We start from the raw sequence: 24,488 nt of genomic DNA, 5'->3' as shown, positions 1-24,488 counted from the left end.
CGCGCATTCTCGACCAGATAGGCGTGCCCCACCAACTGGTGCCGCGCTGGGGCGATACGGCATGAGCGCGGCACTTTTTTCCTTGCAATCCCAAAGGCAACTGGAACAAAGCGCCGCAGCACTGGGCCTGATGCGCCGCGCCGCCTGCGCCGCTGCACACTGGATCATGGCGCGCTATCCGGCAAGTGCCGCCATCACGGTACTGGCCGGCCCCGGAAACAATGGCGGCGACGCGCTACACCTGGCCTGCGAACTGCTTAGCGCAGGCTATGCCGTGACCGTCATCAGCCCGCAACCGCAAAGCTCGGATGATGCGCAAGCGGCGCGCGCGCGCTGGGACGCTTGCGCCATGGCGACACACACCAGCCTGCCAGACACCCATACCGACCTGATCGTGGACGGCCTGTTCGGCATAGGCTTGAGCCGGCCGCTTGCCTCACCTTGGGACGCGCTGATCGCACAGGTCAACGCCAGTGGCGTACCGGTGCTGGCGCTGGACACCCCAAGCGGGCTGGATGCCATGAGCGGCCACGCACCCGATGCAGCCATTCGCGCGGCACATACGCTGACCTTTCTTTGCTTCAAGCCCGGCCTGCTGACAGCAGACGGCAGCGAACTGGCCGGAGAAGTTCATCTGGCGACACTGGATGTCCCCCCCACACTACTGCCAACGCAGGAAGGCGAACTGAACCGCCCCGGCGTTACAGCGCTCAAACGCCATGCCAATAGCCACAAGGGCAGTTTTGGTACCGTGTGTATCGTCGGCGGTGCACCCGGCATGCTGGGCGCGGTACTTCTGGCAGGACGCGCCGCGCTGGCCGGTGGTGCCGGCAAGGTCTTGCTTGCCACGCTGGACAGCCGTCTGGCGGTCGACACCACACAGCCCGAACTGATGATTTCGCCGCTTTCCTTGCCGCTCGCGCCGCACAGCGTCTGCGCCATCGGCCCGGGCCTTGGCACAAGCACGGCGGCGCAAGCGGCACTGGCTGCGGTGCTGGCAAGCGACACGCCCCTGGTGATAGACGCCGATGCGCTTAATCTGCTGGCTCACGATGCGGGACTTTTCACCACACTGGCAACAAGACAGGTGCCTGCCATCCTGACGCCGCATCCGGCCGAGGCCGCGCGGCTATTAGGCATCAGTAGCGCAGAGGTACAGACTGACCGCCTCGCTGCGGCGCGCACCCTGGCTGCGCGCCTAAACAAGGTGGTGGTACTCAAGGGGGCCGGCAGCCTGATCGTCCGTCCCGATGGCTTTTACCGCATCAATGCCAGCGGCAATGCGGCGCTGGCGGTGGCGGGACAAGGCGATGTGCTGACTGGTGCCATCGCGGCGCTGCTGGCACAGCAACTCTCACCTTTTGATGCCGCCAGTCTCGCCGTCCACCTGCATGGTCTGGTCGCCGACCTGTATGTGAACGCCGCTGGCGGCCCTGTCGGCCTTGCCGCCTCTGCCACGGCTACGGCGCTTTCCGGCTTAATCAATGCGCTTTTGTGCGTCCAAAATACCGGCCAATAACGGAACACACAGCCCCCACTCACCACTCTCTATTGCCAAGGATATGAACCAGCAAACCCGTGCCACCTTGTTCGGCCTCGCCGCAGTTCTCGCCTGGTCAACCGTCGCCACCGCTTTCAAGATCAGTCTCAGCTATCTGTCACCGGCGCAGTTGCTGCTCTATGCCTGCACTGCCAGCTTGCTCGCGCTGCTATCCATCCTTGCCGTGCAGCGCCGTCTGGGCGAGCTTATGCCGGCTCTGCGGCTTTACTGGCGCCGCTCGCTGCTTTTGGGCGCGGTCAACCCCTTTGCCTACTATCTGATCCTGTTTCAGGCCTATGCCTTGCTGCCGGCGCAGGAAGCGCAAGCCATCAACTACACGTGGGCGCTCAGCATGACCCTGCTGTCGGTGCCGCTATTGGGCCATAGCCTGCGCAAGCTCGATCTGGCAGCAGCTCTGGTGTGCTATATCGGCGTACTCATCATCGGTACGCGGGGCGATGTGCTGGCGCTCTCGTTTTCCAATATGAACGGCATGCTGTTTGCGCTGGCATCCACCCTGCTGTGGGCCAGTTACTGGATTTTCAACACCCGCGACACGCGCGAACCGGTACTGGGGCTGACACTGAACTTCATCATGGCACTGCCGCTGATTATGCTCTGGTGTGCACTAAGCGGCGAATTGGTGCCGGTTGCGTGGCAGGGACTGGCCGGGGCGGCTTATGTAGGTGCCATCGAAATGGGATACACCTTCGTGCTGTGGCTGACGGCGATGAAGCTCACCCAAAGTACGGCGCGCATCGCCAACCTGATTTTTCTGTCGCCCATTATCTCGCTGTGGTTGATTCACTTTTTTATCGGCGAACCCATCCTTGCCTCCACCCTGATCGGCCTTGCGCTGATTCTGGGCGGTTTGCTACTGCAAAAGTGGCCACTCAAGCGCGAGGCCTGACGCAAAAAAGCCAGCCCCGGCCATCGGCAGGAGCTGGCTTGACTCGCACCTTATTTAACGGCGCTTATTCGTTTTGGCCGGTTTGACCGGCTCGTCAAACAAAGTCTTGTCGTTTTCGGCGGCCGCCAGTGCCGCATCCATGCGTGCGCGCAAGCCCGTATAGAAGGCATATAGTGTCGCGATTGCCGGGGTGATCTGCCCCAGCAATTCTTCACGCTGCTCAACCACAGTACGCACGGCAGGATCGGGATCGCGCTCCAGCGCCAGCATCATGATGGGCGCCAGCGCAGCACCGGCTTCGCTGTCATCGAAAGCCAACTGCCAGTCGCCCGGCAGCAAGGCCATGCCGCGCTCGAAGCCTTCGGCCCAGTCATTTCCCGACACCTTGCCCTCGCCATCGGCCTCCAGCCACGGATGAAACTCTTCGCCAGCTTCCAGCGTACGCGCGATATCCAGCCAGTGTCCGCTGACCAGATGCATAAAGGCATCAAATGCCTTGGTGCTGGCAAACGAGGTTTCATCCTCAAATGCAGCGCCCAGAATCAGCGGCAAATACTCGGCCGGACGTATCACCTCGGGCCCGGCAATTAAGGCGGCGAAAAAGCCGTCCAGCGTCTCCAGACTCATCGCGCCTTGCGCGTGAAAGGCGGACAGGGTGGCGGACAGGCGTTCGTAATCGCTGTCGCTCAAAGCTTGATGGCTCATGGTGGCGGATCCGTAGCGGATGCAAAACGCCATTATCCGCCATACCCGAGCGCCCGGACAGGGCTGATGGCAATTCTCGTCAAGCTGATGCCGGCGCAGCCCGCTGCAAATTTAAAACCATATATATAAAAACATGCAAATAAAAAACCTATGGCATAAAATATGCCCTTGCAAATAGCAGCAGCTAGACAGGTACAACTAAGCCGGCCATTTTCCCAAGATACAGGCACCAGCCTGCCAATGGCAAACAACAAGCCCGGCCCCGATTGACCGCATACATAGCAAGCACAAGACCATGAAACCCAGATTCACCCCTACCCAACAGCAAGTCCGCTTTCAGGCAGACGAGTTGATCATCAGCAAAACCGATCTTGCCGGGCGCATCACCTACGTCAACCGTGTCTTTATGCAAGTCTGCAACTATGCGGAAGACGCCTTGCTCGGGGTGCAGCACAATATCGTACGCCACCCCGACATGCCACGCGGCGTGTTCCGTCTGATGTGGGATACGCTCAAGTCGGGGCATGAGTTTTTCGGCATCGTCAAGAATATGACTGCGGATGGACACTATTACTGGGTATTTGCCAATATCACGATCGACCAGCGCAATAAGCAGCCGGTCGGCTACTTCTCGGTGCGCCGTCAGGCGCCACAAAATGCAATCGATGCCGTCAGCACGCTTTACCACAAGATGAACGAAATCGAACAGGCTGCGGGTGCAGCTAACGGCCCCGAGGCCTCCTTGCAATGGCTGCAGACTCAACTTCTGCAACAGGGCGTAACGTACGAAAAATTCGTGCTTGATTTGTACCGGCAGGCAACAAGCCGCACGGGAGAGATGACAGTATGAGCAAGGATCTGGAACTACTGAGCGCAACCAGCAAGGCCAGCCGGCGCACGCTGTTTTTGGAGCAGAAATTCATCCTGAGCTGCATTGTCTTTGTCAGCCTGGTATGGATCGTGGCCGGCATCAGCATCTACCAGCGCGGCGCTGGCTTCTCCAATATCAGCGTACCGCTGATGGCCGTCGGCTTTGCCTGCTACGCCTACTGGCATCAGCGCCGCCCGCTGGCCGTACTGGCAGAAATCGAATATGTGCTGCGCCTGGCTGCCCAGGGCGAGACCCATGTCCGACTCACCCGCACCAAGGGGCTAGGCGAAGTCGGCAAGGTCGCCTGGAACCTGAATGATCTGCTGGACATTATCGAAGCGCACTCCAAAGACATCGCCACCTGCTTCGAGCGGGCGGGACAAGGCGACTACAGCCGCCCGGCACTCAGTTCAGGCTTGCCGGGCGAGTTCGCCCAGTCTATGGAAAACATCAATGTTGCCCTGCGTTCGATGCAGGAGGCCGCCGAATTTGATGCCAAGAACCGTCTCTCCAGCCAGCTGCATGCGCTGAATACCGGCAATTTGCTACGCAACCTCAAAGGCAACCAGCAGGACTTGCTGCGGGCCACCCAGGAAATGGCCGGCATGCAGGGCATGGCCGAACAGAACCTGGATGGCGCGCAGCGCAGCCGGCAAACCGTGGAAGAGCTAGACAGCGAATTCGAACAAATCACAGGCAATATGCAGACGCTTTCGGGTAGCGCCCGCCATCTGGGGGAAGCCAGCACCCGCATTGTCGATACGGTACGCATCATTACCGAGATCACCGAGCAGACTAATTTGCTGGCGCTCAATGCAGCAATTGAGGCGGCACGCGCCGGCGAGGTCGGCCGCGGCTTTGCCGTGGTGGCTGACGAAGTACGCAAGCTGGCCGACCGCACGCATGCAGCCACACTGGAAATCGGCAAGGTGATCAATAGTCTGCACCAGCGCGTTGAAACCATGGTGGCGCAAACGCTGGCGCTCGAAGCGCAAAGCAACTCGGTCAGCCAGCGCGTTTCCGGCTTTCGCACCCAGTTCGAGCATGTAGCCGAATCCGCACAGTCGACCATAGACAGCCTGGCCTGTGCCAAGGACATGACGTTCTCGTCACTGGTCAAACTCGACCACATCATCTACATGCAAAACAGCTATATCGCACTTGAGCAAAATGGCGAAGGCAGCGAGGCTCAGGCCACCAATATCGGCCATACCCAGTGTCGTCTGGGCAACTGGTATTACGAAGGGGCAGGCAAGAAATATTACAGCCACCTGCCTGGCTATCAGGCACTGGAAAAACCACACGCCCAGGTACATGATGCCGTGCAACGCGCCATGCAGACGGTCAAGGGTGACTGGCTGCACGACGCAACGGTACTCCAGCAGATCATCGCGCATATGCATGAAGCAGAAGTAGGCAGCAACCAGGTCATCGAACAGGTCGGGCAGATTTTCAATCGCCAGAAGCCAGCCCATTCACCCGTTGACAAGCGCACAGACCGCGCTCCTGCCTGAAGCGGATACGCCGGCCAAACCGGCGCGACATCTTAGGCTGAGCCTCCGGACACAAAAACGCCCCTTTTCACAAAGGGGCGTTTCTTTTAAAGATGCCGGCTGGCCCGTTCTGATGGGCAGGCTCAGTCTTGTGCCGGCGCCTCGCCTGCCGCTGCAGCTTCGGCTTCGCGCCGTGCTTTTTCGGCAAAGTAATAGGCGCGGCGGGCTTCTTTGGCGGCCAGGCGTTCGGCGCGCTCGGCGGCCAGACGCGCATTCTCCGCCGCATTGAGCTCGGCCTCTATCGCTTCGCGCTCGGCGCGTGCCGCCATCGATGCAGCCTTGGCTGCCTCGCGCTCGGCCGCTTCGGCCGCCGCCATCGCGGCCAGCTCTTCGCGGGTTTTACACGGGCCGGTTTTTTCAAACCAGGCCACGCTTTCTACGTGCGCGGTATGCGGGACCATATTGATGATGCCGGCTGCCTTGAGCGTATAGCCCTTGGTATTGACCAGCACGCCGGCGTCACGCGCCAGCGTGGACGGGCTGCACGACACATAAACGATGCGCTTGGGCGCGCTCTCGTCGGTGAGTGCCTGGCATAGCTGCACGGCGCCGTCGCGCGGCGGATCGATCAGCATCTTGTCGAAATGCCCCAGAGCGGCAAAGCTCTCTTCGGTCACATCGAACAGGTTAGCCATTTCATAGCTGACCTGCGTTTCCAGACCGTTATGCGTGGCATTTTCCACGGCACGCTTGACCAGCGCCTCGCTGCCTTCCATGCCGTGCACGGTTGCGCCCGAACGCGCAATCGGCAAGGTGAAGTTGCCGATACCGCAGAACATATCGGCAATACGCTCGCCCGGCTGCGCATCCAGCAGGCGCAAGGCGCGACTGACCATCACATTATTGATGCCCGGGTTGACCTGGGTAAATTCGGTCGGGTAGTACGGCATTTCAACGCCGAAATCGTCGAGGCGATAGCTCAGGCACGGCGCATCCTTGGGATAGAGCGGATAGCAGGTTTCCGGCCCCTTGGGTTGCAGCCAGATCTGTAGCGGACGCACGCTGCCATGCGCATCGGCAAAGGCGGTGAACAGCGCCTCGTCGGCCGCGTTGATCGCGTCCATATTGCGGAACACCAGCACATCCACATCGACGCCGCCGGCGTATTCAATCTGCGGCATGCGGTCGCGTATCGACAGCTTGCCCACCAGCGCGCGCAGCGGCAGCAGCAAGGCGGAAATATGCGGCGGCAGCACATGGCACTCGGCCATATCGACGATAAAACGCGAGCGTTTTTCGTGGAAACCGATCAGCACCTCGCCCTTTTTCTCGACCCAGCGTGCCGACAGGCGGGCACGGTGACGGTAGCCCCAGCTCTGGCCGGCAATCGGTGTCAGCACGCGCTCGGGCGTCACCTTGCCGATACGCGCCAGATTGTCTTCCAGCACGCGCTGCTTGATGGCAACCTGGGCGGTGAACTCCATATGCTGCATCGAGCAGCCACCGCATACCCCGAAGCTGGGGCAACGCGGTGTGGTGCGCATAAAGCTTTCTTTCAGCACGCGTACGGTTTCGGCATTCTCGTAACTGCTTTTGCTGCGGTAGCTGCGGTACTCGACGGTTTCATACGGCAAAGCACCATCGATAAACAGGGTCTTGCCATTTACATGGGCGACGCCGCGACCTTCATAGTCGAGCGACTCAATCTGGGCCAAGGCCGGGGTATCAGACATTATTTTGGTAATCAAATCAAAGCGAAGGCGGCGATTTTCTCAGAAACACGCCACAAACGCACGCCCGCTATCCCTTAAGCAGCAAAGCTGGCCTCGCAAAGCAGCGCTTCTGCTAAAATCCAGCACTGTTCCCAGCCCAATTATTTGCCGAAGCTTATCCATGAAACCACTGTCCGGCCTGTCTGCTTTTTTCCTGCTGCTATCGCTCTCGGCTACGGCTGCAGCCATCCCGCAACCCGATGTGGCGATTCAGCCAAGCGGCACCCATGTGGTGATCAATCTGCCGCAGACACGCTTATTCCTGTTTCAGGATGGCGAGCTAAAAGACAGTTTCCCGGTCGCCGTTGGCAAGATGCTGACGCGCACGCCGGTGGGCGAATATGCGGTGACCGGCATTTACCGCAATCCGAGCTGGCACGTTCCCCGCTCCATTCAGGAAGAAATGCGCAAGAAGGGCAAGCCGGTCGAGACCGTGGTGCCACCGGGGCCGGACAATCCGCTGGGGCCGGTATTTATCCGCTTCGGCGAGGCCAAACTGGGACTGGGCATACACGGCACCAATGCGCCATCCAGCGTACCGGGATTTCGCAGCCATGGCTGCGTACGCATGAAAAGCGAACAGGCACTACAGCTGTCCAATATCGTCCCCAAGGGGGCTGCGGTTTCGGTCACTTACCAGACCGTCCTGCTGTCGCAGGATCAGGCAGGGGAATTGTGGCTGACCGCATTTCGCGACCGCTACCAGAACAAAAATGTCGCCATGCCGCAACTGGCCGATGCCCTGCTGCGCTGGCAGGATGAAAACCAGACGCCCGTGTTCGGCAAACGGGTCAATCAGGCACTCAACGAGCGCAAGGGCAAGCCGCTCTGCCTGACCTGCAAAAAACCGGCCGAGGCACGCATCAGCGGCACGCTTAGCGCCATACCCTGGCTATCCAATCAGGAACCGGCCCAGATCCTACCCGAGCCAGCAGCAGAGCCGGTGATGGAGCCGGCACCGGAAGAGGCCTCCGGCGCCTGGCCGGCAGCCAAACGCAAAGCGGTACAACCGGCCACGCAACCGGGCTAAATCAAGGCGCAGGCGTTGCGGCAGCCTCGCAGGCCAGTGCGGCAAAACGCAAAAGTGCACGTTCGTAAGCCGGCGTCCACGGATAGCAGCACGACAGGCGCACACAGTTATTGAAACGCCCGCGCGCCGAATACAGCGCACCCGGCGCGACAGTAATCCCCTCGGCCAGTGCGCGCTGAAATAGCGCCAGCGTATCCACGCCCTTGGGCAACTCCACCCACAACAAGCAGCCACCGGATGGCGAGGTCGCACGGGTGCCGGCCGGGAAATGGCTGGCCACGGCGGCGCGCAGCTTTTCCATCTGCGCCATAAACTGGCGGCGGATAAAGCGCAGATGGTGATCGAAGCCGCCGCTTTCCAGATATTCCGCCAGCGCCTCCTCCAGCAAACGGGGCTGGCCCAGGGACCCCGCAATCTTGAGGCGCATCACCTCGTGCAAGAAGCGCCCTGGCGCAATCCAGCCTATGCGAAAGCCCGGCGCCAGGGTCTTGCTGAAGCTGGAACACAGCAAGACCCAGCCTTCCTTGTCGCAGGATTTGACCGAATCCGGCGGCGCCGCGCCGTAAAACAGGTCGGCATGCGGGGTGTCTTCGATGAGCGGAATACGGTACTCGCTAACCAGCGCCGCCAGACGCTGGCGCGCAGGCAGGGGCATGCTGGCCCCCAACGGGTTCTGTACCGTAGGCTGCACCACCAAAGCCGACAGGCGCTTTTCCGACAGCAACAGCTCCAGTGCGTCCAGCGACAGGCCGCTTGCCGGATGGGTCGGAATTTCTATCACTGACAGCCCCAGACTCTTGGCGAGCGGAATCAGGCCAAAATAGGTCGGCGACTCCAGCCCCACGGTGTCGCCGGGCTTGCATACCGCATGCAGTGCCAGTTGCAGCGCCTCCGTGCAGCCATTGGTCACCACGATATCGTCCGGGCTTAATACACAGCCACTCCCCAGTGCCCGCTGGGCAATCTGGCGGCGCAGCCGCTCGGAGCCAGGCGGAAACGGATAATCGGTGGTCAGCTCGGGATGCTGGCGCACCAGCTTGCTGACGATCTGCTTAAGACGTGTGGTCGGATAAAAATCGCTGCCGCGCGGACTGGCCAGCGATAAATCGATCACATCGGTGCGGGTTTGCGCGCCCATCACCAGTTCCAGCTGATCGGCCTCGCCCTGCTCGCCGGCATGGGTTTCGCTTTGGCGGCGCATCAGCGGCAAAGGCAGACGCGCGACACCCTTGACGTAAAAACCTGACTGCGGCCGCGCCTCGATCAGGCCGCGATCCTCCAGCGCGCGATAGGTCGCCAGTATGGTCGACGGACTGACCTTGTGAATGGCGCAAGCCTTGCGCACCGAGGGCAGGCGCTCGCCGACCCTGACTGTGCCGTTTTCTATCAGCGCAGTCCACTCGCCCACCAAAGACATATACAGCGTTTCGCTACTCATTCCCGCCCCTTTTCCACCCTCCCCGCGCCATCAGGGCACAGGCAGCACAGTTCAGCCGCAATCAGACCATAACAGTTGACCACAATGCAAACTGTTATGGTCTCAATTCAATATTTCTGGATCTGTAATTACTTATTGGACGACGCTAATATATCGCCAGAATTTAGCTTCTCAGACGGATACCGATATGAACTTCATCGCGCTGGTGACCTACCTCACCATCATGGCCATTACGCCGGGCCCGAACAATCTGGCCCTGGCTTCCAGCGGCGTGAATTTCGGTCTGAAACGCACCCTGCCGGCGCTCATGGGAATGGCACTGGGTCTGTCCAGCCAGGTTGCGATACTGGCATTGGCGCTAGGCAGCATGATGGCACTGATGGAGAGCATCAAATTATGGCTGGCGCTGGCCGGCTGCCTCTACCTGTTCTGGTTGTCCTGGCATATGGCGCATGCTGCCGAGCCCGGCGCCAACGGCAAAGCCAGCAAAGGCAAACCCATGGGTTTTGCCGGCGGCGTGCTGTTCAACTGGCTAAACCCCAAGGTATGGCTGATGGGCTTTAATGTCGCCATCGTGTTCCTGCCAGACAGCATGCCGGTGTGGCAGGCAGGCAGCCTGTTCTTTGTCGTGACTTTTATCATCACCCTGCCCTGCATCGCAGTCTGGGCCTGGGGCGGTGAATATATCCGCCGCTATCTGGATTCGCCGCGCCGCCTGCACCTGTTCAACTACAGCATGGGTGGCATGCTGGCTTGTACTGCGGCCTGGCTGCTGGTGGAAATGCTGCCGGCCGAAACCATGGCACAGATGAGCGCCATGGTCTGATTTCCTCCTATTCCTTTCCTAACCCCGAGTGGAATTTTCCCCGCAAACACCAATCGTGTTTGCGGGTTTTTTTTGCTGCAGCGTAAAATAGCCGGCTTACCTTCGAACCCGAGCCTGACCCATCATGATACGTACCCGTTTCGCCCCCAGCCCGACCGGCTACCTGCATATAGGTGGCGTACGCACGGCCCTGTTTTCCTGGGCATTTGCCAAAAAGCACGGCGGCACTTTCGTACTGCGCATCGAAGACACCGATCTTGAGCGCTCAACCCCCGAATCGGTCAAAGCCATCCTTGACGGCATGCACTGGGTCGGCCTCGACTACGATGAAGGTCCGTTCTACCAGACCCACCGTTTCGAGCGTTACGAGGAAGTGATCCAGAAACTGCTGGCCAGCGGCCACGCCTACCACTGCTATATGAGCCGTGAAGAGCTGGATACCTTGCGTGCCGAGCAAGAAGAGCGCGGCGAGAAGCCACGTTACGATAGGCGCTGGCGCCCCGAGGCAGGCAAGGTATTGCCTGCGCCGCCGGCCGATGTCAAACCTGTGGTGCGTTTCAAGACGCCACTGGATGGCGTGGTGGCCTGGGACGATGCGGTCAAGGGCCGTATCGAGTTTGCCAACGAAGAGCTGGATGATCTGATCATCGCCCGCCCCGATGGCAGCCCGACCTATAACTTCTGCGTGGTTGTCGATGACTGGGATATGCAGATCACCCATGTGATCCGTGGTGATGACCATGTCAACAACACCCCGCGCCAGATCAACATCCTTAAAGCGCTGAATGCCCCGCTGCCTATCTACGGCCACCTGCCGATGATACTCAACGAGAACGGCCAGAAAATGTCCAAGCGCCGCGATGCGGTCAGCGTGGTCGATTACGCCGAGCGCGGCATCCTGCCCGAGGCCTTGCTCAACTATCTGGCGCGCCTGGGCTGGGGCCACGGTGACGACGAGCTGTTCGATATGGCCCAGTTCGTCGAATGGTTCACACTGGAAGCGGTCAGCCCGTCTGCCAGCCGTTTCAACCACGAGAAATTCATGTGGCTGAACGCGCAGCATATCAAGCTGGCCGACAATACCCGTCTCGCGACACTGGTCGCGCCGCGCCTGGCCGCATCCGGCATCACGCTCGAAGAAGGCCCTGCGCTCACCGAGGTGCTGGCACTGGTCAAAGAACGGGTACAGGATCTGAATACGCTGGCGGACGAGTGCCACTATTTCTACCAGAAGCTCGCCCCAACGGATGCGGATGTGGAGAAGCACCTGTCGGGCGATACGCCGGCACGCATGGCACGCTTCGCGACCCGTCTTGCCGCCCTGAGCGAATGGAACGCCGCATCCATCCACGGCCTGTTCAAGCCGTTCTGCGCTGACGAAGGCATCAAAATGGGCCAGCTGGGCATGCCGCTACGCGTACTGGTATGCGGCACCGCGCAGACGCCATCGGTTGATGCGGTACTGGCCCTGATCGGCCGCGACGAAGTGCTGCGCCGCATGGCCGCCTGAGTCTGCCCCCCAAGCCAAAGCCGGCCGCTCCATCAGGAGCGGCCGGCTTTTTTTATAAAACGACAACAAGCTCAGTGCTTGCCCAGCCCCAAAGCTTGCCAGCCGGCATGGCCCAGCTTTTCCAGCGTCGCGCTATTGCGCTCGGCGATGGCATCGGCCCCTGCCTCTTCCGCCACCGCCGCGTCCACGCTGGCATCGCGCAATAGATGCAGCGTGGCAAACGGGGCGCGGTTGACATAGTTGACCATATCGTCAGGCTCGCAGCCGTCAAACTGAAAATCGGGATGGAAGTTGGCCACCTGCAATACACCATCCAACGCCTGCTCGCTGATGGCCTCATCCGCCAGCAACAGCACATCGTTGAAATCGATAAAGTCGCTAAACAGCGTCGGGTGGATCAGCAAGGTGGTATCAATCTCGCTCGCCGGCGTTTGCGCCAGCAATGCCAGCTCCCGATCCAGATCCTCTAAAAAACCGTCCAGATGGCGCGCGTCGCTGACGACCAGCCGCACACGATTCTCCAGATACACCTTGCGCGCAAACGGACACAAATCCAGCCCGATAACCGCTTTCTCCAGCCACAAGCGGGTGGCGGCGATCACATCTTCATGGCTCATGGCCAACTCCTTGCAAAAAACGCAGTGTAAGCCGGCAGTCAGGCTAAACGACAGTTTTTTTGCCTGACAGATACGCTAGACAGCCACTTTACCCATAAGTCATTATTGGCGCTTACCAAAGCCCCGTATTCATCATGCTGACTCGTCAGGATCTCCCCGCCCTCGTCGCCGGTTTTGTCACGGTGCTGGTCGGCTATACCAGTTCGGCTGCCATCGTGTTTGAAGCTGCACGCAGCGCCGGCGCAAATCCGGCAGAAATCAGTTCCTGGCTTATGGCACTGGGGCTGGCCATGGGCATCAGTTGCATAGCTCTGTCGCTACGCTACAAGGTGCCGGTCGTCACCGCCTGGTCTACACCGGGCGCAGCGCTATTGATCACCAGCCTGTCCGGCGTCTCGCTGCCCGAGGCCATCGGGGCTTTCGTGTTTTCAGCAGGGCTGATTACGCTCAGCGGCGTCAGCGGCCTGTTCGAGCGCATCATCGGACGCATTCCCTTGCCCATGGCTTCGGCCATGCTGGCCGGCATTCTGGTGAAATTCGGCATGAATGTATTCACCTCCATGCAAGCCAGCCTTACGCTGGTGCTGCCGATGTTTATTGCCTATCTCGTCCTCAAACGCAGCTTGCCGCGCTACGCCATTGTCGGCGTCCTGCTGCTGGGCATCGTCTTGTCGGCAACGCAAGGGCAGTTACAACTGCAGGGGCTGACCCTTGCGCTGGCAGTGCCGGTATGGACCACGCCGGTGTTTAACCCGGCCGTACTCTTGGGCGTCGGCTTGCCGCTATTTGTGGTGACCATGGCATCGCAAAATGTGCCCGGCGTGGCGACTTTGCGCGCCCATGGCTATCCGACACCGGTTTCACCATTGATCACCAGCACCGGGCTGATCAACCTCATGCTGGCACCCTTCGGTTGCTTTGCCCTGAATCTTGCCGCCATCACCGCCGCGCTATGCATGAATAGCGATGCCCATGCCGACCCCAAGCGCCGCTATCTGGCCAGCGTGGCGGCAGGCGGGTTTTACCTGCTGCTGGGCCTGTTCGGCGCGATGATCGGTGCGCTGCTTGCCGCCTTCCCGCAGACACTGGTACTGGCCATCGCCGGCCTTGCCCTGTTCGGCACCATTGCCGGCGGCCTCACCACCGCCATGCGCGACGAGCATTTACGCGAACCGGCACTGATCACCTTCCTGATCACCGCATCGGGTCTGAGCCTGTGGGGTGTAGGCTCGGCGTTCTGGGGGCTGGTTGGCGGCGCGTTAGCGTTGTGGCTGCTGCAGCCACGGACACGCTAAAGCATCAATCAGGACGACTGCGGCACCGCCATGCCACGCTGCACGGCAGGGCGCGCAGCCATCATGTCGGCCCAGCGCTGCACATGAGGAAAGTCCGCCAGCGCGACCATATGCCATTCATGGCGCGCAACCCATGGGTAAAGCGCAATATCGGCAATGCTGTAGTCACTACCGGCGACAAAGCGATGATCAGCCAGCTGCCGGTCCAGCACGCCATACAGGCGCAAGGTCTCGTCGTGATAGCGTTTTTGCGCATACGGCAGCGTCTCGGGTGCGTAACGCAAAAAATGGTGCGCCTGCCCCAGCATGGGGCCGAAACCGCCCATCTGGAACATCAGCCATTGCAGCACGCGATAACGCGCCGCCCCCGCTGCCGGCAGCAAGCGGCCAGTCTTGTCCGCCAGATAAATCAGGATGGCGCCTGACTCGAATAACGCCAGTGCGGTACCATCCGGGCCGTCCGGGTCGACGATGGCCGGAATCTTGTTGTTCGGGCTGATCTTGAGAAAGTCGGGCGCGAACTGCTCGCCCTGATTAATGTCGACCGGAAACACGGTGTAAGGCAGATCAAGCTCTTCCAGCGCAACAGAGATTTTCTTGCCGTTAGGCGTACCCCAGGTGTAAAGCTCTATCATGCTTCTGCCTCCTCGCTATTAATTTACTTAGCATAGAGCAAGGCGGAAGTGGCGGCCAGCCCTCTCAAACACCCGCTTGCGTTCCCAGTTCCACCACCCGTCCGGGCGGCAGATGGTAATAGACAGCAGCACTTTCGCCCTGCCGCGCCAGCCAGCGGAACATGCTGCGCCGCCAGCGCGGCACATCTGCCAGCGTTTCCAGCGCACTGACCCGGGTGAGGAAAAACGAAGTATCGTCCAGCTGAACCGCCAGCCCCGCACTGCCTGCCTGAGCCAGCGCCGCCTGCACATCCGGCTCTTCGCGAAAACCGTAGCGCAGATGCACACGCCACAGATCGTGTGCCAGCATCTGCACTGTGACGCGCTCGGCTGCAGGCACACGCGGCACTTCCTGTGCATCCACATGCAACAATACAATCTGCTGGTGCAGCACTTTGTAATGCTTGATGTTTTGCTGCAAGGCCAGCGGCACGTCGGCCGGATCCGAGCTCAGATATACCGCCATGCCCTCTACCCGCAGCACGTCCGGCGGCCGGGCGATAAAATCAGCCAGCGTTTGTGCGCAAGCATCACGCTTGCTGGCAATGGCAGCAGTGCCACGCTTCCAGCTGGTCATCAGGGCAAACAACACCAACGCCAGCGTCAAGGGCACCCAGCCACCGGCAATGATCTTGGTCGCGTTGGAGGCAAAAAACAGCAATTCAACCAGCCACAAGCCCAGCAATAAGGCCATCAGTTTCAGGCGCTGCGTGCCGCGAAACGACAGGAACACCAGCGTCAGGCACAACACGGTGGTGATATTCATCGCGCCGGACACGGCGATGCCGTAAGCCGCCGCCATGGCATTGGGCGAGCGAAAGCCCAGCACCAGCAACACCACCGCCAACAGCATCAGCCAGTTGATACCGGGCAAGTACACTTGCCCGCGCTCGGCATCCGAGGTGTGTTTGACATTGAAGGGGGGCAGATAACCCAGATGACCCGCTTGCACCGTCATGGAAAATACGCCGGCGATGGTAGCCTGTGCCGCAATGACGGTCGCCAGCGTAGCCAGCACGACCAGAGGCAGTTGCAAGGCATCAGGCGCAAGGCCATAAAAGGGATGATTAACGGCAGAGGGGTCGCGCAGCAGCAGCGCTCCCTGACCGAAATAATTGAGCATCAGTGCCGGCCACACCAGGCGGAACCAGGCCAGACGGATGGGGCGTGCGCCGAAATGTCCCATATCCGCATACAGTGCTTCGCCGCCAGTCATGGCCAGAAATACCGCCGACAGCAGCAAAAAAGCCGCGCTTGGCGACTCGATGGCAAAGCGGATGGCGTAAAGCGGGCTCAAAGCCTTCAGCACCGACGGCTGCTGCACAATGCTGGCCGCGCCCAGCGCCGCCAGCGTCAACAGCCATAACAGCATCACCGGCCCGAACAGGCGCCCGACCGTGCCGCTGCCAAAGCGCTGGATGCCAAACAGCCCGCCCAGCACCAGCAGCGTCAACGGCAAAATCAGCGGGGTCAGAGCCGGATCCACCACACTCAGCCCCTCGATGGCAGAGAGCACCGAAATGGCTGGCGTAATCACCGCATCGCCAAAAAACAGCGCCGCACCGAAAATACCCAGCGCAACGGCAAAACCGGCCACACGCGGATGCTGAGCAGCCTTGGCATGCACCCCCGCTGCCAGCGCCAGCACCCCGCCCTCACCGTCGTTATCGAAGCGCAGCACCAGTACCATATATTTGAGCGAAATCACCAACAGCACCGCCCAAAACAGTGCCGACAAAGTCGCCAGCACATGGGCTTCACTGGGCGAGAGGCCATACAGCCCGACAAAAGCCATACGAAAAGCGTATAACGGGCTGGTGCCGATATCGCCGTACACCACGCCCATTGCGGTCAAAGCCAATAACCACGGTGTTTTGTTACCAGTTTGCTGTGCCATTTCCCGTCCTGCCAAGCATGCTGTCCAGTTCATTCCCTATGCTTAGCCTAGACGAGTTCGACACTATCACCGCCTTGCTTACTTGCGCGGCGGCATGGGAATACCCAAATCCGCCCAGGCAGCCGGCCCCATTTCCTGCAGCAGGGCAATATTGCGCCGGTAGATGGCATCGGTGTCGGGCATGGCCGCTACCGCGCGCGCGATACTCGATTCACGTATCAGATGCAGGGTCGGATAAGGCGAACGGTTGGTATAGTTGCTGATTTCATCCGCCTCGGTGCCCTCGAAACGAAAGTCGGGGTGAAACGGGGCAATCTGCAAGATGCCATCCAGACCATGCTCGGGCAAAGCCGCGTCGGCAATGTCCAGCATCTGGTTGAAGTCGTCAAAATCGGGAAACAGCGTGGGATGCACCAGCAAGGTCGTGTCGGTCTCATCGGGACTGGCGACCGCCAGAAAGTCGAGCTCGCGATCCAGTTCTTCGAGAAAAGCATCCAGATGCGGCGCCTCGCTGACCACGATGCGGATCTGGTTTTTCACATAGACCGACTTGGCAAACGGACACAGATTCAGCCCGATCACCGCCTTCTCCAGCCAGATGCGGGTAGCGGCAACAATCTCTTCTTGTTTCATGGTTCAGGCTCGCAAAAGCCCAGTGTACGCTGAAAAAGGGGTGTCTCCGTGACGGGGTGCTGCTTATACATCAGCCCCCTTTCCCCGTCAGCCTCACGCAGGTGAAAAGCACCACCCGTATAGGGCAAAAAGAGGAGCATAAAAAACCCCTGCCTTCAGGACAGGGGTCGATCTGGCGGATAAGCAAACAGCCTAGTGCCCGGCTTTCAGGTTCTGCCACAGGCGGGTATAGCCCTGGATCACCTTGGGCGGCATGGTCAGCAATACAAAGCTGCTCTTAAGATCATCCTTGCTCGGGAAGATGGAGCGGTCGCTGACGTACGCCTTGTTGACGAACTTGCGCGCGGCCAGCGAGCCTGGCGCATAGGTAACGGCATTGGCGTTATTCGCGGCAACCTTGGCATCCAGGGCGTAGTTGATGAACTTGAGCGCATTGTCGCTATTGGCCGAGTCTTTCGGGATCACCATGCTGTCAACCCAGATACCGGTACCCTGCTTGGGCATCAGTACCTCGATCTTCACCCCGTTTTTAGCCTCGGCCGCCCGGCGCTTGGCGATATTCAGGTCTCCCGAATAGCCCATGGCGACACACACAGAACCACCGGCCAGCTCATTGATATAGCCGGACGACGAGAAGCGGGCATAGGACTTGCGTGCCGCTTTCAGCTGCGGCAGCAAGGCTTTGTAGTCTTCGATATTGGTGCTGTTCGGGTTTTTGCCGGCGTAATGCAACGCCATCGGGAAAAATTCGGTTGGAGAATCCAGCACGCTGACACCGCAGCTCTTGAGCTTGGCGACCACCTCGGGCTTGAAAATCATGTCCCACGGGTTGGCTGGCAAGCTGCCACCCAGCACCTTCTTCACCTTGTCGGTATTGATGGCCAGTGTATTCAAGCCCCAGAAGTAAGGCACCGCGTATTGATTGCCCGGATCGAACTGCGCCATGATGCGCATCAATTCGGGGTCAAGATCCTTGTAGTTGGGGATCTTGCTCTTGTCTATCGGCTTGAACATGCCGGCCTTGATGCCCAGCTCCAGCGTATTGCTCGACGGTACGACCAGATCGTAACCGGTGTTGCCGGTCATCAGCTTGGCACGCAATACTTCATTACTGTCGTAGACGTCGTAGCGCACATTGATACCGGTAGCCTTCTTGAAATTAGGCACCGTATCTTCGGCGATATAGTCCGACCAGTTATAGATGTTCAAGGTGCCTGCCGCGTAGACGGCCGGCGTCAACAAAGCAAGGCCCAAGGCCAGGGTGCTCAGTGGTTTGATTGTCATCTTGGTTTTTTCCTTTGCCGATACAAAAGGCCGACGGTTCTATTGCGCCGGCTCTCAGGCAGAGGCTAACCCCGATGGCATCGGCATGTCTAATGTTTTATTAAACACACGCTATGGCCAACCCACAGCAACAAAAACCACATCGGCTGCAAGCCTTACAAACAAAGGATCCAAAACAAAACACCCTATCCAGCAAAGGATAGGGTGTTGATTTGTTTAAACAAAACCAAAAACAATATCAGCGCCCTGACTTCAGGCCCTGCCACAGGCGGGTGTAGCCCTGTATGGTATGCGCCGGCAGCGTTTTACCGACAAAGCTGCCCTTCATATCGTCTGCTGTCGGGAAAATAGTACGGTCATTTACATAAGCCGGACTCATGTATTGGCGCGCTGCCGGCACACCGGGCGCGTACGTCACGGCGTTAGCGTTGGCCGCTGCGGTTTTCGGTTCCAGCATGGCATTGATAAAACGATAGGCATTGTCGACATTGACCGCATCCTTGGGAATGGCCATCACATCCACCCAAACGTCCAGCCCGGACTTGGGCAGCATCACCTGGATATTCACCCCGTTCTTTGCCTCGGCAGCACGGCGCTTGGCGATATTCAGATCACCGGAAAAGCCCATGGCGACACAGACCGAACCACCGGCCAGCTCGTTGATATAACCGGACGAGGAAAATCTGCTGTAATTGGGGCGCAGCTGTTTGAGTGCCGGCATCATGGCCTGATAGTCGGCCAGATTTTCGGTATTGGGATCTTTGCCGTAGTAATGTAAGGCTGCCGGAAAAAATTCGCTGGGCGAATCAAAGACGCTAATGCCGCAGCCCTTCAATTTTGCAGCCAGTTCCGGCTTGAACACCAGATCCCATGGATTGTCTGGCAGCTTGCCGCCCAGCGCCTTCTTCACCTTGTCGACATTGATGCCCAGCGTGTTGATGCCCCAAAAGTACGGGACCGAATAGGCATTACCCGGGTCGAACTGCGTCATCAGCCTCAATAGCGCCGGATCCAGATTTTTGTAATTGGGGATCTTGTTCTTGTCCAGCGGCAAAAACATGCCGGCCTTGACGCCCAGTCCCAGCGTATTGTGCGATGGCACTACGATGTCGTAACCGGTTTTGCCAGTCATCAGTTTGGCGCGCAACACCTCGTTACTATCGTAAATGTCGTAACGCACCTTGATCTTGTTGGCCTTCTCGAATGCAGGGACCGTCCCCTCGGCAATGTAATCCGACCAATTGTAAACATTGAGCGTGCCGGCGGCCTGCGCCAAGGGCATCGCCAGCATCAGGCCCAGGCTGACCGCAGTGGTAATGGCTTTCATCTTGTTTCTCCAGTCGCTTTGCAATTTAAAGCGCCTCTAGCGGACGCATTGATTCGAATAGGCAGACACTGTCCAACAACAAAGCCGGCCGGTTAGCGCGCCGGCCGGCTGCATACACGCCATGACAAAGCTATCACGACTATGGCATGAACGGCCCTATTTCTTGCGGTACACCACCTTGCCTTTGAATACGGTCATATCGACTTCAGTATCGGCAATTTTCTGTGGCTCACCTGCCGCGACCAGATCAAACAGATTCTGGTTCAACACGATAAAGTCGGCCGACTTGCCACGCTCCAGCGAACCGGTCAGCTTGTCCTGACGCACAGCGCGCGCACCATTGATGGTGTAGGCCGCCAGCAGGTTCTGCAAAGAAGTACGCTCGAGTGCGGTGTAGCCCTTGTCGCCATTGTCCACGCTTGAGCGGGTCACGCCGGTGGCGATATTAACGAACGGACGCGGATCGCGGCTATCAACCGGTGCATCGCTGCCGGCGACCAGCACCGCACCCGCCTTGCGTGCAGACTCGACCGGATAGAAAGCCTGCTTCACATAGCCCATAGGGTCATACAGCACATCCATGATGGACTGCCCCTTCTTGCTGGGCTGGATGAACGGTGTCACCAGCAGATCGTAGGCGATGGACGGCGAAGTCCAGGCATAGGTAAAGGTCAGGAATACTCCCAGCTTGCCGAGGCGGGCCTGATCTTCCGGTGCCACCATCTGCAAGTGTGCAATAGTGTGCGGAATCTTGCTGTCACCGTTGCGGTCCCGCGCCGCTTGCAGCGCATCGACCGCCACCTGGGTACTGCGGTCACCAATGCTGTGCATGTGGACACTGAAACCGTCCTTGTCCAGCGCGCTCACATAGTTCGCCAGATCCTCGCCCTTGTAGTTGACGATGCCTTTATTGCCCGAGTCTTCGCTATCTGCCTCGACCGTGGTGGTGTCGCTGGCCGGGTCATACTTAAGATGCGGTGTTTGGTAGTTATGGATCATGCCGGCATTCGGGGCGACCGGCGGATTGCTGAATGGGTCGCCTTCCAGCACGCCATCGACAAAAATCTTGACCGCATCCGCCTTGATCAGCGGATTGCCGGCAAAGGTGCTACGCGCCTCGTTTGCCTTTTTCAGGTGACCCGGGATATCCACCACGCCCGCGTAATCATCCATATTGAAACAGGTGGCCGCCGTCACGCGCATATTCAGCAAATTGCGCTTTTGCATGCTGAGGTAACGGTCACGAACGAAATCGTTGGCACAGGCATCCTGAATACCGGTAATACCGCGCGACGCCATCATCTCGGACACTTTGGGCAAAATGGCCTCGTACAACTGCTCGGCTTCCTTGCCATGAGCACTTAACACACCCGTGTCAGGCACCGGAATGGCGGCACGGGCATCCTCGCGGATCACTCCGCTATCAAGATTGACATAGGGGGCAAATGCCTCGAACACCCCGCCTTTGGCCAAGGTTGCCGCACTAAAGCCGACCGTATTGCCATCCTTGTCCTGCGCCATGGCCAGCGCTGCCGAGTTGTACGCACTGGCATGCCCGTCCACGCCAGCCAGCATCACCGGGTTGTTGGGCGCAGCAGCATCCAGCGCCTGCCTGACATTCTGGTAATTGGCGGTGACATTATTACCCTCGTATGGCGACCACTGGCTCACCACCAGCCACTCGCCCTTGGCAGGCGCATACTTGGGCAGGCAGGTCTTAACCTTGTTGGCCAGCTCGTCCAGCGTCACCGCCTTGCCATCCAGATCGCACATATCCAGCGCCACCGTTCCCAAGGCATGGATATGGTTGTCATGCAGGCCAGGCAGCACCATCTTGCCGCCCAGATCCACGACCGGGTAGCCACGATTCTTATAAGCCTCGGCATCGGCCCGGCTTCCCACCTGCACAAGCTGCCCATCCTCCACCACAAAGGCGTCGGCTAACGGCTGTTTATCGTCCTGTGTATACACCTTGCCGTTGATATAAATGGTGCCCCCTTTAGCTTGGCTGCTCCCCCCCGAGCTGCTCCCCCCCGAACCGCTCCCGCCCGAACTGCTGCAACCGGCCAGCAATAAAAGCCCCAGAATCATGGCCCGCTGGCCACCTGCTACTGTATTCAACATGTCTCTCCTCCATTATTTGACTGCGGCATTTGCTCTGATTGTCGCCACACCTCCTTTATTACAGCTATTGCTGCAAATTGCAGCTATTACTGCAATAAATGGACGGCAGTGTAGTTGCCGCGCCACAGCCCCCCCCCTTATAGTGTTGCCATTCCATTGCCGGCCTTGAGTCCTTATGCCTGACACCCTGCCCCCCATCCCCGGGCTTCCCGCTAACTTGCGCATGCGCCGCGAACCGCAGCAGCAGCGCACTTGGGAAACCGTCCAGAAAATCGAGCAGGCGACGCTTGGCTTGCTGGCCGAGCAGGGTTTTACCGCACTGAACACCAACGCGATTGCCGAACGTGCCGGCGTCGGCATCAAGTCGCTCTATCACTTGTTTCCCAATAAAGAAGCCATCATCTGCCGGCTGGCTGCGGCATGGCTGTCAGCGGTTCGTGAAGCGCAGGAGAACATCAGGACACAGGATCTGGATTGGCCCGCCACATTGCAAGCACTGGACAGTGCGCTGGATACGCTGGATATCCGCTTTGTCGGCCATGGCGCGCTATGGCGCGCCATGGATCTGATCCCGGCCTTGCAGGAACTTGAACTTGCCCACGAACGCGAGCAAATACGCTTTTGGACCGAGCGTTTCCGCCACTTCGGCTGCCGCTGGCCCGAAGCCGACCTGATTGCCCTGATTACTTCGTTCTACCGCAGCTTTGATGTTGCCAAGCAATGCGCGCAGGAAACAGGGGACAGTGGCCGCCCGTTATGGCTATTGCACCGGCTCTGGCTGGAACGCCTGATCACGACCGCCATCAGCGAACCTGACCCGGCAAGCACCTTGCAAAAGCTGTCGGCAAGCGGCAACTGACCCTGCGCTTTGACGCAAAAAAGCCACGACATTGAGCCGTGGCTTTGTATTGCATGCAATGGCCACAAAAACCTACTTGCACGCCTTCAGCTTCTGCCACAAGCAGGTATAGCTGCGTATCGCTTCCGGCTGCAGTGCCGCTGTTATAAAGCTGCCCTTCAATGCATCAATCCTTCCAGCGCATCGGCACCTGCCCCGACCAGCCGGCGCAGGCGGGCAGGAATGTCCTGCCGGTCAGCAAGCGTATCGTCCAGCACAAACGCCGAACGGATGGCGTGGTAGCCCAGATAACGCAGCGGCTCGGGCTCCCAGCGGCGCAAACTGGACAATCCCGCATCGCCCTCTACCCAGCGCTGGCGCGTCAACAAGGTTTCACCTCCACAAATCAGATCGGCCAGCGTACGCCCCATCAGGTTGCTGGCCCCCACCCCTTCGCCACCGTAACCACCGGCACACGCCACGCCCCGGCGACGATCCCGCAGGGCAAACGGAGTAAAGCCACGCGCCAGCCCCAGTGAGCCGCCCCAAGCGTGGGTGATGCGCACATCTTGCAGTTGCGGGAAGAATTGCCGCATCAGTTCGGTGCGTAGCGAGAACTCATCGCCTTGCGGATCAAAATCCCAGCGCGGCCGACCGGCAAACTGATAGCCGCCACGGGCACCAAACAGTAAACGCCCGTCTGCTGTACGCTGGCCATAAGTCACCCCGCGCGACAGATCGGAAAAAGCCGCACGACCGGCCAGGCCAATCGCGTCCCATTGCGCCTCAGACAAAGGTTCGGTCGCAACAATCAAACTTTGCGCCGGCTGCAGCCGACCTTTAAGTTCTGGCAACGTCGTACTGGCGCCCTCCAGTGCCGGCACAATCCAGCGCGCCCGCACCTCGCCACCTTGCAGGCGAACCCGGCCCTTGCCAAAGCCCGCTACCGGGCACGCTTCGTGCACACGCACGCCCATGCGCCGCACCGTGTGCAGCAGGCCCTGCACCAGTTTCAAGGGGTGCAAGGTGGCGCAATGCGGCGAAAAAACGGCCCCCAGACCCTCGGCTATTTGTAGCTGTGCAGCCAGTTCGCTTGCGGACAACCAGCGAAAATCGGCAGCGGTATGCCCCGCACGCTGCAGATCGGTCAACCAGGCGCGGGCACGCCGTGCCTGCGCCACGCCACGGGCCGCATACAACACGCCGCCATGGGCCAGATCGCAGCCTATGCCCTCGCGCTCACACACGGCTTTCACCTCATCGACGATGCCGTACAAGAGTTGGCGCGTGGCTTCTCTTGCATCTTCATCCAGGCCGGCCAGCCACGCATCCTGCCCGGCGATGCCGCCGATCAGCCAGCCGCCATTGCGCCCGGAGGCGCCAAAGCCGGCATGCGCGGCCTCGAACACCTGCACCTCAAGCGCCGGCTGTTGCCGTTTCAGGTAATAGGCCGTCCACAAGCCGGTGTAACCTGCACCGATGATGGCCACATCGCACTCCTCCGCGATGGGTGGCAGGGAAGATGGCGCGACAGCAGGCAAGGCCTCCTGCCACAGACAACTTGCCGGCAGCTGGTTCATACGCCCTCCTCTTGTGCCAGTGCAAGACCGTAATGTTTGGCCGAACGGGGCACGGCCCAGTTCACCGCCCTGACAAAATCCGGCACCATCTCCCGCCCCCCCGCTGTCGTTTAAACATGCGGCA

The 24,488-nt window shown here is 59.6% G+C and carries 20 protein-coding genes; 9 read left to right on the top strand and 11 right to left on the bottom strand.

Annotated features, from left to right (window positions below; translation table 11 throughout):
• Both EGI20_RS05490 and EGI20_RS05485 read left to right on the top strand, forming a co-directional pair.
• Positions 1 to 1,519 (top strand): NAD(P)H-hydrate dehydratase (locus EGI20_RS05490; RefSeq protein WP_498630305.1); only part of this gene is annotated, 1,519 nt, incomplete at its 5' end.
• 43 nt (positions 1,520 to 1,562) lie between these two features.
• Positions 1,563 to 2,450 carry a DMT family transporter gene (locus EGI20_RS05485; protein ID WP_160796861.1) on the top strand — a complete coding sequence of 296 codons (888 nt, stop codon included), beginning with the start codon at positions 1,563 to 1,565 and terminating at the stop codon, positions 2,448 to 2,450.
• Positions 2,451 to 2,504: 54 nt separating this feature from the next.
• Here the strand turns inward: EGI20_RS05485 and EGI20_RS05480 are convergent, their stop codons facing one another.
• Positions 2,505 to 3,155 (bottom strand): UPF0149 family protein, encoded by a 651-nt coding sequence (locus tag EGI20_RS05480; RefSeq protein ID WP_124736277.1) that lies wholly within the window; start codon positions 3,153 to 3,155, stop codon positions 2,505 to 2,507.
• Between the two features lie 295 nt (positions 3,156 to 3,450).
• Here EGI20_RS05480 and EGI20_RS05475 point away from each other — a divergent pair, with 295 nt between their 5' ends.
• Together EGI20_RS05475 and EGI20_RS05470 are read left to right on the top strand one after the other, a co-directional pair.
• Entirely contained in the window at positions 3,451 to 4,005 is a 555-nt protein-coding gene (locus EGI20_RS05475; RefSeq protein WP_498630303.1) for a PAS domain-containing protein, read from the top strand.
• Complete coding sequence (locus EGI20_RS05470; protein WP_498630301.1) at positions 4,002 to 5,540, top strand: methyl-accepting chemotaxis protein; 1,539 nt, start codon at positions 4,002 to 4,004, stop codon at positions 5,538 to 5,540. The genes EGI20_RS05475 and EGI20_RS05470 overlap by 4 nt, the downstream gene beginning before the upstream one ends.
• A 122-nt stretch (positions 5,541 to 5,662) precedes the next feature.
• Here the strand turns inward: EGI20_RS05470 and rlmD are convergent, their stop codons facing one another.
• Complete coding sequence (gene rlmD, locus EGI20_RS05465) at positions 5,663 to 7,252, bottom strand: 23S rRNA (uracil(1939)-C(5))-methyltransferase RlmD (protein ID WP_498630299.1); 1,590 nt, start codon at positions 7,250 to 7,252, stop codon at positions 5,663 to 5,665.
• A gap of 160 nt (positions 7,253 to 7,412) precedes the next feature.
• Between rlmD and EGI20_RS05460 the strand changes: the two genes are divergently transcribed.
• A complete protein-coding gene (locus EGI20_RS05460; protein WP_124736281.1) occupies positions 7,413 to 8,321 on the top strand; it encodes a L,D-transpeptidase in 909 nt (302 codons plus the stop codon).
• Between the two features lies 1 nt (position 8,322).
• On the opposite strand, the gene EGI20_RS05455 is transcribed toward EGI20_RS05460, so the two are convergent.
• The gene (locus EGI20_RS05455) at positions 8,323 to 9,759 is read right to left on the bottom strand and encodes an aminotransferase-like domain-containing protein (RefSeq protein ID WP_498630297.1); all 1,437 of its coding nucleotides are present in this window, start codon (positions 9,757 to 9,759) and stop codon (positions 8,323 to 8,325) included.
• A 187-nt stretch (positions 9,760 to 9,946) separates the two neighbouring features.
• Between EGI20_RS05455 and EGI20_RS05450 the strand changes: the two genes are divergently transcribed.
• Together EGI20_RS05450 and gltX are read left to right on the top strand one after the other, a co-directional pair.
• Positions 9,947 to 10,585 carry a LysE family translocator gene (locus EGI20_RS05450; RefSeq protein WP_498630295.1) on the top strand — a complete coding sequence of 213 codons (639 nt, stop codon included), beginning with the start codon at positions 9,947 to 9,949 and terminating at the stop codon, positions 10,583 to 10,585.
• A gap of 121 nt (positions 10,586 to 10,706) precedes the next feature.
• Positions 10,707 to 12,095 carry a glutamate--tRNA ligase gene (gene gltX / locus EGI20_RS05445; protein ID WP_498630309.1) on the top strand — a complete coding sequence of 463 codons (1,389 nt, stop codon included), beginning with the start codon at positions 10,707 to 10,709 and terminating at the stop codon, positions 12,093 to 12,095.
• Between the two features lie 71 nt (positions 12,096 to 12,166).
• On the opposite strand, the gene EGI20_RS05440 is transcribed toward gltX, so the two are convergent.
• A complete protein-coding gene (locus EGI20_RS05440; protein WP_498630293.1) occupies positions 12,167 to 12,712 on the bottom strand; it encodes a DUF1415 domain-containing protein in 546 nt (181 codons plus the stop codon).
• Positions 12,713 to 12,846: 134 nt separating this feature from the next.
• Between EGI20_RS05440 and EGI20_RS05435 the strand changes: the two genes are divergently transcribed.
• Positions 12,847 to 14,007, top strand: a complete 1,161-nt coding sequence (locus EGI20_RS05435) for a benzoate/H(+) symporter BenE family transporter (RefSeq protein WP_498630291.1) — start codon at positions 12,847 to 12,849, stop codon at positions 14,005 to 14,007.
• Between the two features lie 8 nt (positions 14,008 to 14,015).
• Here the strand turns inward: EGI20_RS05435 and EGI20_RS05430 are convergent, their stop codons facing one another.
• The 6 genes from EGI20_RS05430 to EGI20_RS05405 all read right to left on the bottom strand — a co-directional run bounded on the left by EGI20_RS05430 (position 14,016) and on the right by EGI20_RS05405 (position 21,946).
• Entirely contained in the window at positions 14,016 to 14,642 is a 627-nt protein-coding gene (locus tag EGI20_RS05430) for a glutathione binding-like protein (RefSeq protein WP_124736287.1), read from the bottom strand.
• A 64-nt stretch (positions 14,643 to 14,706) separates the two neighbouring features.
• Complete coding sequence (locus EGI20_RS05425; RefSeq protein ID WP_498630289.1) at positions 14,707 to 16,578, bottom strand: potassium transporter Kup; 1,872 nt, start codon at positions 16,576 to 16,578, stop codon at positions 14,707 to 14,709.
• A gap of 78 nt (positions 16,579 to 16,656) precedes the next feature.
• Positions 16,657 to 17,211, bottom strand: a complete 555-nt coding sequence (locus tag EGI20_RS05420; RefSeq protein WP_498630287.1) for a DUF1415 domain-containing protein — start codon at positions 17,209 to 17,211, stop codon at positions 16,657 to 16,659.
• Positions 17,212 to 17,403: 192 nt separating this feature from the next.
• Positions 17,404 to 18,495: a polyamine ABC transporter substrate-binding protein gene (locus tag EGI20_RS05415; RefSeq protein ID WP_124736290.1), complete on the bottom strand. Its 1,092-nt coding sequence runs from the start codon at positions 18,493 to 18,495 to the stop codon at positions 17,404 to 17,406.
• 238 nt (positions 18,496 to 18,733) lie between these two features.
• Positions 18,734 to 19,822, bottom strand: a complete 1,089-nt coding sequence (locus tag EGI20_RS05410) for a polyamine ABC transporter substrate-binding protein (protein ID WP_498630284.1) — start codon at positions 19,820 to 19,822, stop codon at positions 18,734 to 18,736.
• 156 nt (positions 19,823 to 19,978) lie between these two features.
• Positions 19,979 to 21,946 (bottom strand): amidohydrolase, encoded by a 1,968-nt coding sequence (locus tag EGI20_RS05405; RefSeq protein WP_498630282.1) that lies wholly within the window; start codon positions 21,944 to 21,946, stop codon positions 19,979 to 19,981.
• A gap of 175 nt (positions 21,947 to 22,121) precedes the next feature.
• Here EGI20_RS05405 and EGI20_RS05400 point away from each other — a divergent pair, with 175 nt between their 5' ends.
• Entirely contained in the window at positions 22,122 to 22,805 is a 684-nt protein-coding gene (locus EGI20_RS05400; RefSeq protein ID WP_498630280.1) for a TetR/AcrR family transcriptional regulator, read from the top strand.
• 158 nt (positions 22,806 to 22,963) lie between these two features.
• Here EGI20_RS05400 and EGI20_RS05395 read toward each other — a convergent pair whose 3' ends face one another.
• The gene (locus EGI20_RS05395) at positions 22,964 to 24,364 is read right to left on the bottom strand and encodes an NAD(P)/FAD-dependent oxidoreductase (RefSeq protein ID WP_498630278.1); all 1,401 of its coding nucleotides are present in this window, start codon (positions 24,362 to 24,364) and stop codon (positions 22,964 to 22,966) included.
• Positions 24,365 to 24,488: the final 124 nt, after the last annotated feature.

The organism is Aquitalea sp. S1-19 (assembly GCF_024343515.1).
The sequence above is the reverse complement of the archived record's forward strand: the minus strand, read 5'-3'. Positions and strand labels throughout refer to the sequence as shown.